The 9,247-nt window shown below is 69.7% G+C and carries 8 protein-coding genes; 6 read left to right on the top strand and 2 right to left on the bottom strand.

Going from position 1 to position 9,247, the window contains the following annotated elements; all coding sequences use genetic code 11:
• Window positions 1-181: 181 nt before the first annotated feature.
• Window positions 182-967 carry an amidohydrolase family protein gene (locus ACFXKA_RS42190; RefSeq protein WP_379431783.1) on the bottom strand — a complete coding sequence of 262 codons (786 nt, stop codon included), beginning with the start codon at window positions 965-967 and terminating at the stop codon, window positions 182-184.
• 84 nt (window positions 968-1,051) lie between these two features.
• Between ACFXKA_RS42190 and ACFXKA_RS42185 the strand changes: the two genes are divergently transcribed.
• The 4 genes from ACFXKA_RS42185 (at window position 1,052) to ACFXKA_RS42170 (ending at window position 6,110) form a co-directional block, all read left to right on the top strand.
• Entirely contained in the window at window positions 1,052-1,420 is a 369-nt protein-coding gene (locus ACFXKA_RS42185) for a MerR family transcriptional regulator (RefSeq protein ID WP_354840994.1), read from the top strand.
• 31 nt (window positions 1,421-1,451) lie between these two features.
• Entirely contained in the window at window positions 1,452-3,383 is a 1,932-nt protein-coding gene (locus ACFXKA_RS42180; RefSeq protein ID WP_379431782.1) for a CocE/NonD family hydrolase, read from the top strand.
• Between the two features lie 135 nt (window positions 3,384-3,518).
• Entirely contained in the window at window positions 3,519-5,462 is a 1,944-nt protein-coding gene (locus ACFXKA_RS42175; protein WP_379431781.1) for a DUF6301 family protein, read from the top strand.
• A 9-nt stretch (window positions 5,463-5,471) separates the two neighbouring features.
• Window positions 5,472-6,110, top strand: coding sequence for a class I SAM-dependent DNA methyltransferase (locus ACFXKA_RS42170; RefSeq protein WP_379431780.1), 639 nt, complete (start codon window positions 5,472-5,474; stop codon window positions 6,108-6,110).
• A gap of 12 nt (window positions 6,111-6,122) precedes the next feature.
• Here the strand turns inward: ACFXKA_RS42170 and ACFXKA_RS42165 are convergent, their stop codons facing one another.
• Window positions 6,123-6,545 (bottom strand): winged helix-turn-helix transcriptional regulator, encoded by a 423-nt coding sequence (locus ACFXKA_RS42165; protein WP_379431779.1) that lies wholly within the window; start codon window positions 6,543-6,545, stop codon window positions 6,123-6,125.
• 66 nt (window positions 6,546-6,611) lie between these two features.
• On the opposite strand from ACFXKA_RS42165, the gene ACFXKA_RS42160 reads away from it, so the two are divergent.
• Together ACFXKA_RS42160 and ACFXKA_RS42155 are read left to right on the top strand one after the other, a co-directional pair.
• Complete coding sequence (locus ACFXKA_RS42160; RefSeq protein ID WP_379431778.1) at window positions 6,612-7,514, top strand: NADP-dependent oxidoreductase; 903 nt, start codon at window positions 6,612-6,614, stop codon at window positions 7,512-7,514.
• Between the two features lie 89 nt (window positions 7,515-7,603).
• Window positions 7,604-9,139 (top strand): FAD-binding protein, encoded by a 1,536-nt coding sequence (locus ACFXKA_RS42155; RefSeq protein WP_379431777.1) that lies wholly within the window; start codon window positions 7,604-7,606, stop codon window positions 9,137-9,139.
• The last annotated feature ends 108 nt before the right edge of the window (window positions 9,140-9,247 follow it).

The raw sequence follows: 9,247 nt of genomic DNA, 5'->3' as shown, positions 1-9,247 counted from the left end.
CATACCGGCCCCTCCCGTTTTAGGGGGCAATCTTGGGGGCCCCCCCCCCCCCCCCCCCACGGGGGCTGCGGGTGGGGGGTGGTCCGGCCCCCCCCCCCCGCTCGATGTGGCTATCGTCCGCTCTGCGGGACTCGTTGCTGAAAATTAGCGATGGTCTTTGGGATTGGGGTGTATCCGCAGGTCAGGCGCGGAGAATTCGTTGAAAGTTGTCCTCCAGGACCAGGGTTCGCACTGCGGGATCTTCAAAGGCGGCCTCGACGGTGTGCCGTGCGGCGATCACGTCGCCATAGGGTGTGTTCGATCCGAACAGACACTGTTCAGGGACTTCTCGCGCGGCGGCGGCGACTGCGAACACCTGCAATGCGCTCGACAGATCGATGTGCAGGTTGGGCCGGGCCGCAGCCAGCTCCACCAGATCCAGGGCGTGGAATCCGCCGAGGGCGCCGACGATGAGGGGCACCGATGGATAGCGGGCGGACAGTGCCGCATAGGTTCGGAGATCGTCGAGGGTGTTGGGCGCGAAGCCGTGGACCAGTACGGGTATCCCGCCGTGGTCGGCGCTGACGGACAGCACCGGTTCGATGCGCGCGGCCTGGCCGGGCGGCGGGGTGACCTCGCCGATGCCCACGATGCCGGGGCGGGTCAGGTAGGGCTCGAACCATTCGCCGAGGTGCTCGGCGGGCAGCAGTGAGGGCAGGCTCGCGAAGGCGAGGGTGGTGTCGGGGTGTGCGTCCAGTGCGCGCAGCACTTCGTCCATGGCCGCCCGTACCTCGTCCGCCGCCGCGTCCGCACCGCCGATAACGGCTGTCAGCCTAGCGAATTCGGCCCGCACCTCGTCGAGCGTGCGGGCGCGTTCGGGGTGGACCCGGGTGGACAGCAGCACCGTGCGATCCACGCCGGCCTGCGTCGCACGCGCCAGCTGTGCGGCTGGGTCGATGGTGACGTGGGCGTGGACATCGGTGACCATGGCGTTTCCTCCGGCGGGGAATGGGCGGCAGCGGCTCGACGCTAAACGTTGACACTGGGGTCAAGGTCAAGCCGGAGGACATGGATGCTGATCAGCGAGCTGTCGCAGCGCAGTGGGGTGAGCACCCGCGCGCTGCGGCACTACGACCGCAGTGGCCTGCTGGAGGCCGGGCGGCGGTCCAATGGTTACCGGGACTTCCCGGAGTCGAGTGTCGAACGGGTGCGCCGGATTCGGGCGCTGCTCGAGGTGGGGCTCGATCTGTCGGGGGTCGCGGAGCTGCTGCCGTGCTTCGCCCCGGACGGACAACTGGGCGGGTGCGAGCGGGCGCGGCGCCGGCTGACCGATAGGATCGCGGATCTGGACCGGTCCCTGGCGGCCGGTACGCGGGCGCGGGCCGTGCTGGCCGCGGAGGTCGCGCGGTGGGATCGGCCTGCTTTGCCCGATTGTCGGTGAGTGGGTGTGGGACCGGGGTTACGGTCGATCAATGAGCCGTAGTGGGAGAGGGCGCGGTCGCATCGCTCGGGTGGGAGCGGTGGCCGGGGCGATCGCGCTGGTGGTCGCGGGCTGCGCGAGCGGTGGAGGCGGGTCGGCATCGCAGGGGGCGGCGAGCTGGCCGCCGTCGGATGGGCGCGGGTCGTGCGCGGTCGACAAGCAGGAGAATGTGCCCGCGACCATGCGCGACGGCGTGGTGCTGAAAGCGGATGTGTATCGGCCCGAGTCGGCGGATCCGGTGCCGGTGATTCTGATGCGGACGCAGTACGGGAAGGCGGCCGCGCAGGTCCAGCCGTTCCGATACCAGACCCCGGACTGGTTCGCTTCGCACTGCTATCTCGTTGTGGTGCAGGACATTCGGGGCCAGGGGCAGTCGGGCGGCACGTTCGCCGAGTTCGCGAATGACACCAACGACGGCTACGACTCGGTGGAGTGGGCCGCCACCCTGCCGGGTTCGAATGGCAAGGTCGGGATGTACGGTTCGTCGTATGTCGGTGCGACGCAATGGCTTGCGGCCGTCGGCGCGCCACCGCATCTGACGACCATCGTGCCCGCCAATACCGCCTCGGATTACTACGACGGCTGGACCTATGAGGGCGGCGCCTTCCGGCTGGCGTTCGTGGAGCCGTGGGCCATGGAGACCATCGGCGCGAGCGCGGCCCTCAATCGCGGTGACACCGCTACCGCCAAGCAGCTGGGGGTCGATGGCGCGGACTACACGCGCTGGCTGGGTTTCCGCCCGTATCAGCAGTTTCCGCCGCTGCACCCGGGTGATCCGGTGGTCGCGCCGTGGTTCTACGACTGGATCTCGCATTCCACCCGCGACGACTACTGGAAGCAGTGGAGCATTCGCGATCGGTACGCGAACGTGAAGGTCCCGGTGCTGGATGTGGAGGGTTGGTACGACGCGTTTCTCGCGGGCGGGGTGCAGAATTTCTCCGGCATGGTCGCCGGTGGCGGCACGCCGGAGGCCCGTGCGGGGCAGCGGCTGGTGCTGGGCCCGTGGGATCACGTCGGCTGGGGCCGTCCGGGCAGCAAGGTGGAGACCCCGATGCTGGCGGCGAGTGGTGCGGCGGGCGACAGTCCGATCAACGATCTCATGCTGGCCTGGTACGACCATTTCCTGAAGGGCAAGGACAACAAGGTGTCCGGGAAGCCGGTCGTCGACTACTTCCTGATGGGTGCGAACAGGTGGAAGTCGGCCTCGGCCTGGCCGCTGCCGGATACCCGATGGACCACCTATTACCTGTCCGGCAATGGCGGCAATGGGATTCAGGGCCGGGCCGGGCTGCTCACCACCGATGCCCCGCAGGACGCGCAGCAGCCGGATCGCTACGACTACGACCCGCTCAATCCGGTGCCCAGCGCGGGCGGGCACTCGTGCTGTGGCGCGTCGACGGGACCGCAGGGCCCGGTGGATCAGTTCGTGGTGGAGCAGCGTTCGGATGTGCTGACGTACACGACCGCGCCCATGCCCTCCGACACCGAACTCACCGGGCCGATTCGCGTGACGCTGTGGGCGTCCTCGACGGCGACCGATACCGATTTCACCGCGAAGCTGGTGGCGGTGGCCCCGGACGGCTCGACGGTGAATCTCAACAACGGGATCGTGCGCACCGCGTTCCGCGATTCGCTCGATCATCCGTCGCCGATCGTGCCGGGTCAGCCGTATCGCTTCACGATCGACGTGTGGCCGACCAGCTATCTGGTCAAGGCCGGATCGGCGATCCGGGTGGAGGTGTCGAGCAGCGATTTTCCGCAGTTCGCACCGAATCCGAATACCGGTGACCCGTTCGGGCAGAGCACGAATACGCAGGTCGCGACCCAGACCGTGTATCACGACAAGGATCACCCGTCGGCGCTGGTGTTGCCGATCATTCCGGCGGGCGACGCGGGAAGTTCACGTTTCCCGATGGCGCACTGACATATTCGCCCCCGATCATGACCGTGGCCGGGCTTCCCGTGGATTGTCCGCCCCGTGCGGGAAGCACCGGCCGCCTACAGACTAATCGCGATCGCGAAGACCCCCGGCACGGCCGGGCCGGGTTAGTGTCGCTGGGTGGCTTTCGAGGTGCGTGTCGATACCGCGGGTGCGGTCGAGATCGTGAGAGCGGCAGCGGGGTTCGGCTGGCGCTGGGGCTCGGGCAATGTCTCCGAATTCGCCCGGCGGGTCGGATGGAGTAGTCCGCAGCCGGTGGGCACACTGCGCACCGGCCCGGTCTTCTCCCGGACCGGGCTGTCGGTGTGGTGGGACTCGGCCATGTTCTGGGGCAGCGACCGCGGCCTCGACCATGTGCGCGTGACCATCTCGGACTGCCCGGCCCCCGCGGAGTTCGGCAGCCGGGAACTCCTGGACGCGGCGCTGGCCCGCACGACGGCCGTGTTCACCGAGCACTGGGGCGATCCGGAGAGCCCGGCCGCGGGCCCGGCCGAGGGTCCATCCTGGCGTTTTCCGACCGTGTTCGCGGGCCTCACCATCGGTGTGGACACCGTCGATCTGCTGCTGGTGAACCCGACCGCGCAGCGGTACTGGATGGAACGCCGGCACGAGATCGCCCGCCGCCGCGCCGCCGCGGGCGCCTGGACCCGCTTCGCCGAGAACCTGGCGGGCTTCGTGGAGACGCTGCCGGTGGACGCGCGCCTGCTGATCACCGCGCCCGGCAGCCGCTTCGTGCAGTTCGACGCCGGGCCGGAGCAGCTGACCTGCGAGCTGGCCCGCACCGAATTCATCGACCCCACCTGGTATTACGGCCCGGCGACCGAGCAGCGGCTGATCGACCTGGGCTGGACGCCGCCGCGCGAGGCCAACTGGACGCGCACCCTGTCCCGGCGCGCGGGCGCCGTGGCCATGAGCGGACTGGCGCTGCGTACCGCCGACACACTGCGCACGGTCGGTGTCACCGCGCCCACCGAACTGGTGGCCGACGCCTGGGTGGAGGGCGGCGCGGATCTGGACGTGACGCCGCTGGGCATCCCCCCGCATCCCACCTCCCGCAGCCAGCGCGCCGAATTCCTACGCCGCCACGCCGTCTCCGACTTCGATGCCGGGCCGCTGCGGGTGGACGTGCCCGCCGGTGTCGAGATCGCGCGTGCGGCGCGCGCCTTCGACTGGACCTGGACGCGCGCCGATCTGGACGGCTTCGCGGCCGCGGTGGGCTGGAAACCGGTGCACGACAGCGATACCGGCGAGCGCACGGTGTGGGCGGACACCGACTTGCGCGTGGACGATCCGCGCGCCCGTTTCTGCTTCGACGGTGACCGGCTGGAGGCGGTCTGCGTCACCCTCAGCGACAGCATCGAATCGTTCCTCTACGACGAGGGCCTGCCCGGTGAGGTGCGCGAGCAGCGCACCGCCGCGCAGGCCCGCGCCCTGGACGGGTTCCGCACCGAGTTCGGTGTGCCGCGCCATGCGGTGCTGGGACAGGCGCACGGATCGGCCTGGCCCGGCGACCGGCTCACGGTGGGCCTGGTCACCGAGCCGGACACGGTGGAGCTGTATCTGGTGCGACCGGGCGAACGCGACCGCCGCCTCATCATCGAGCAGCAGCGCGCCGCCTTCCGCGCCCACGATCGCGAATGGACGCAGTGCTACGAGGAATTGGCCGCCCTGATCGCCGATCTCACCGAGTCCGGCCAGCTCACCGTGGACGCCGGGGAACCGCATCGCGCCCGGATCAATCTCGACCACGACCAGGGCCACGAGCTGTTACGGCTGGAACTGGCCAGCGCGACCGCCCGCGAATTGTCCCCGCGCGTCCTGAAATTCATGCTGCGCGACGGCTGGCAGCATCCCGATCACCGATATCCGCTGTGGCACATCGATCTTCCGCTGCCCGCCCTGCCGCGGGACCTGCGCCGGCTGGCCCGGCTGGCGGTGCTGCCGCTGCGCACCCTGATGCCGCCGCAGGCCCGGTTGCGCGTGCTGTTGAACGGCGAGTATCAGGCGGTGCGCGCACCGTCGACGGGCGCGATCGGCGCGCAGGCGGCCGCGCCGGACGCCTAGAGTCGAGGCATGATCGACACCGAGGACATGCGCGTCACCCGGGCCGCCTACGACGAGGTGGCGGAGCTGTACGCCAAGCTGTTCCACCGGCAGCTGCACAGCAATATCTTCGACCGATCGATGCTGGACGCCTTCGCGGAAGCGGTGCGGGAGAACGGGAACGGTGCGGTGGCCGATATCGGCTGCGGGCCGGGCCGGGTCACCTCATATCTGGCGGCGGCGGGACTGGAGATGTCCGGGGTCGATCTGTCGCCGGAGATGATCCGCCTGGCCCGGGCGGAGTACCCGGACATTCCGTTCGAGGTCGGTCCCATGGAGCAACTCCGGTATGGCGACGCCGCCCTGGCCGGGCTGGTGGCCTGGTACTCGATCATTCATATTCCGCCGCACCGTGTTCCGGCGGTGCTGACCGAGTTCGCGCGGGTGGTGCGGCCGGGCGGGCACGCCGTGTTCGGCTTCCAGGCCGCCGACGAGCCCACGGGCGTGCGGGATTACGCGCACAAGGTCGCCCCCGCCTACCGATGGGCGCCGGGCACTTTCGCGGAAGCGCTGGCCGCCCATGGTTTCCGGGCCACCGCCACGCTGTCGCGGGAGGCCCGCCCGGACGAGTACACCCCGCACGCCACCGTGCTGGCGGTCAAGGTCTGAGAACGCCGGTGGTCAGGGCCGGATCGGTTCCGGTTCCCGTGCCGCCCGTTCATCGAATTCGGTTCGGGCGGCGGTGATTTCCTCGGCGTGCTGCAGCGCCCACTGTCCCATGGCGTGGGTGATCCGGCCCAGGTCGCCGCCCATGTCGGTGAGCGCGTACTCCACCCGGGGCGGCACGGTCGGATATACCGTGCGCCGGACCAGCCCGTCGCGTTCCAGGTCCCGCAGGGTGCGGGTGAGCACCTTCTGGGTGATGCCGTCGAGGCGGCGGCGCAGTTCGTTGAATCGGATCGGCCCACCCTCGTTGCGCAGGGTGCCCAGTACCAGCAGCACCCACTTGTCGGCCAGCACCGCCAGGATGTCGCGGGCGGGGCAGCGCCGCAGGTAGCTGTCGACCAGATTTCCGGATGGCTCCCAGTCGGAGACGGTATCCATGAGGTACCTCGGGATCAAAAGAGTGCCTTCTTCCTCCGAGATACTATCCGGCGCAGGATCGAGATCATGAAAGCGATCAGTCAGCGCACCCTCGGTGGACCGGACGTTCTGGAGATGGTGGAGGTCGATGTTCCGCGACCCGGCACCGGCGAGGTGCTGGTGCGGGTGGCCGCCACCGCCATCAATGCCGCCGATTGGAAACTCCGCTCGGGCGCGGTCACCAAGCTGGGCCCGCCGCCGTTCACGCTGGGCTTCGACCTGTCGGGTGTCGTCACCGCGGTCGGCGCGGAGGTCACCGAATTCCGGCCCGGTGACGAGGTTTTCGGGAATGTGCTCAGCCGTTCCGGCGGGTACGCCGAATACGCGGCGACCCCGGCGCAGTTCCTCGCCCACCGGCCCGCCGGGCTCGACCACATCCATGCCGCCGCGCTGCCGACGGCGGTGCTCACCGCGTGGCAGGCGCTCACCGATGTCCAACCGGGACAACGGGTTCTGGTGCACGCGGCGGCGGGCGGCGTGGGTCATCTGGCGGTGCAGATCGCCAAGGCGCGCGGCGCGTACGTGATCGGCACGGCCCGTGCGGCCAATCACGACTTCCTGCGCGGCCTCGGCGCCGACGAGCTGATCGATTACACGGCAACCGATTTCACCACCGCCGTCAGCGCCGTGGACATCGTGTTCGACCTGGTGGGCGGCGACTACGCGGCTCGCTCGCTGCGGGTGCTCACCCCGCACGGCCGGATGATCGACGCCCAGGGCGAGGAGCCACTCGACGATCCCCGCTATCACCGCCTCTGGTTCACCCCGTCCGGCGCGGACCTGCGCGCGGTCGCGGATCTGGTGGCGGCCGGGCGGCTGCGCGCCGAGATCGATCGGGTGATGTCCCTGGCCGATGCCGCCGAGGCGCACAAGCTCAGCGAATCCGGCCGGGTGCGCGGCAAGATCGTCCTGACCACCTGGCACGACTGATCCGGCTTTCCGGCCATCGGGATACTTGATGCACGGGCCGCTCCCGGCGCATACCGTCGCGGAGAGACCACGTTGATCAGGGAGTAACGGTGACGGACTGGAACGAAGAAGTCGATGTCCTGGTGGCAGGGTCGGGCGGCGGCCTGGCCGGGGCCTATACGGCGGCCCGTGAGGGACTGACGGTGGCGGTGGTGGAGGCCACCGACAAGTTCGGCGGTACCACCTCGTTCTCGGGTGGCGGCGGGGTCTGGTTCCCGTGCAATCCGGTGCTGCAGCGGGCGGGCGTGGACGACACCATCGAGGACGCGCTCACCTACTTCCGGTCCGTGGTCGGTGACCGTACCCCGGCCGAGCTGCAGGAGACCTACGTCCGCAATGGCGCCAAGGTCATCGAATACCTGGAGCAGGACGAGGCTTTCGAATTCCAGATGTTCCCGTGGCCGGACTATTTCGGCAAGGCGCCCAAGGCTCGGCTGGACGGCAAGCGGCACATCATCCCCGCGCCGCTGCGGGCCGCGAAGCTGGGCGAGCTGAGCGACTCGGTGCGCGGGCCGCTCGGGACCGATCGCCACGGCGACCCGCAGCCCGATTACCTGATCGGCGGGCGGGCCCTCGTCGGCCGGTTCCTGCTGGGACTGTCCAAGTACCCCAACGCCAAGCTGTACCTGAACTCCCCGCTGGTCGAGCTGGTGACCGAGGACGGCGCGGTGGTCGGGGCGATCGTCGAGCGCGACGGTGAGCGGGTGGCCATCCGGGCCCGCAAGGGCGTGCTGCTGGCCGCCGGCGGTTTCGAGGGCAACGACGAACTGCGGCAGCGCTACGGGGTGCCGGGCATGGCCCGGGACACCATGGGGCCGTGGGGAAATCAGGGCAGGGCGCACGAGGCGGGCATCGCGGTGGGCGCCGACACCGACCTGATGGATCAGGCGTGGTGGTCGCCGGGCCTGGTGCATCCGGACGGGCGCGCGGCCTTCGCGCTGTGGTTCACCGGCGGTATCTTCGTCAACCAGGCCGGTGAGCGCTTCGTCAACGAGTCCGCGCCCTACGACCGGCTCGGCCGCGACATCATCGAGCACCTCAACGACGGCTCGGCGACGCTTCCGTTCTGGATGGTCTACGACGACGCCGAGGGCGTGGTGCCGCCCATCAAGGCCAGCAATGTGCCGATGGTCGACGCGGAACGCTATGTCGAGGCGGGCCTGTGGAAGACCGCCGACACCCTCGAGGGCCTGGCCGCCGAAATCGGTGTTCCCGCCCAGGCACTGGTGGCGACCGTCGCGCGTTTCAACGAATTCGCGGCCCAGGGCGTGGATCCGGACTTCGGCCGCGGCGAGGAGGCCTACGACCGCGCCTTCTCCAATGGCGAGCCCCCGCTCACCCCGATCGTGAAGGGCCCGTTCCACGCGGCCGCCTTCGGCATCTCCGATCTGGGCACCAAGGGCGGGCTGCGCACCGACACCGCCGCGCGCGTGCTGAACACCGACGGCGAGCCGATCCCGGGACTCTACGCCGCAGGCAACACCATGGCTGCGGTCAGCGGCACCGTCTACCCCGGTGGCGGCAATCCGATCGGCGCGTCGGTGCTGTTCAGCCACCTGGCGGCACTCGACATGAGCGGCCGCTAGCCGCTCCCGGCGCCCAAGGTTCGCGGCGCGTCTCGTTCTGGACTGACGGAGCGGGGGGAGCGAAGCGGAGGAGCGGAGGAGGGACGAACGAGACTTTCAGCGCCGCGA

The organism is Nocardia sp. NPDC059228 (assembly GCF_042754245.1).
Classification (GTDB): Bacteria; Actinomycetota; Actinomycetes; order Mycobacteriales; family Mycobacteriaceae; genus Nocardia.
The sequence above is the reverse complement of the archived record's forward strand: the minus strand, read 5'-3'. Positions and strand labels throughout refer to the sequence as shown.

Excerpts from the sequence above, each read along its gene's own strand:
- ACFXKA_RS42190 (WP_379431783.1), bottom strand. The coding sequence starts at position 967 with ATGGTCACCGATGTCCACGCCCACGTCACCATCGACCCAGCCGCACAG.
- ACFXKA_RS42185 (WP_354840994.1), top strand. The coding sequence starts at position 1,052 with ATGCTGATCAGCGAGCTGTCGCAGCGCAGTGGGGTGAGCACCCGCGCG.
- ACFXKA_RS42180 (WP_379431782.1), top strand. The coding sequence starts at position 1,452 with ATGAGCCGTAGTGGGAGAGGGCGCGGTCGCATCGCTCGGGTGGGAGCG.
- ACFXKA_RS42170 (WP_379431780.1), top strand. The coding sequence starts at position 5,472 with ATGATCGACACCGAGGACATGCGCGTCACCCGGGCCGCCTACGACGAG.
- ACFXKA_RS42165 (WP_379431779.1), bottom strand. The coding sequence starts at position 6,545 with ATGGATACCGTCTCCGACTGGGAGCCATCCGGAAATCTGGTCGACAGC.
- ACFXKA_RS42160 (WP_379431778.1), top strand. The coding sequence starts at position 6,612 with ATGAAAGCGATCAGTCAGCGCACCCTCGGTGGACCGGACGTTCTGGAG.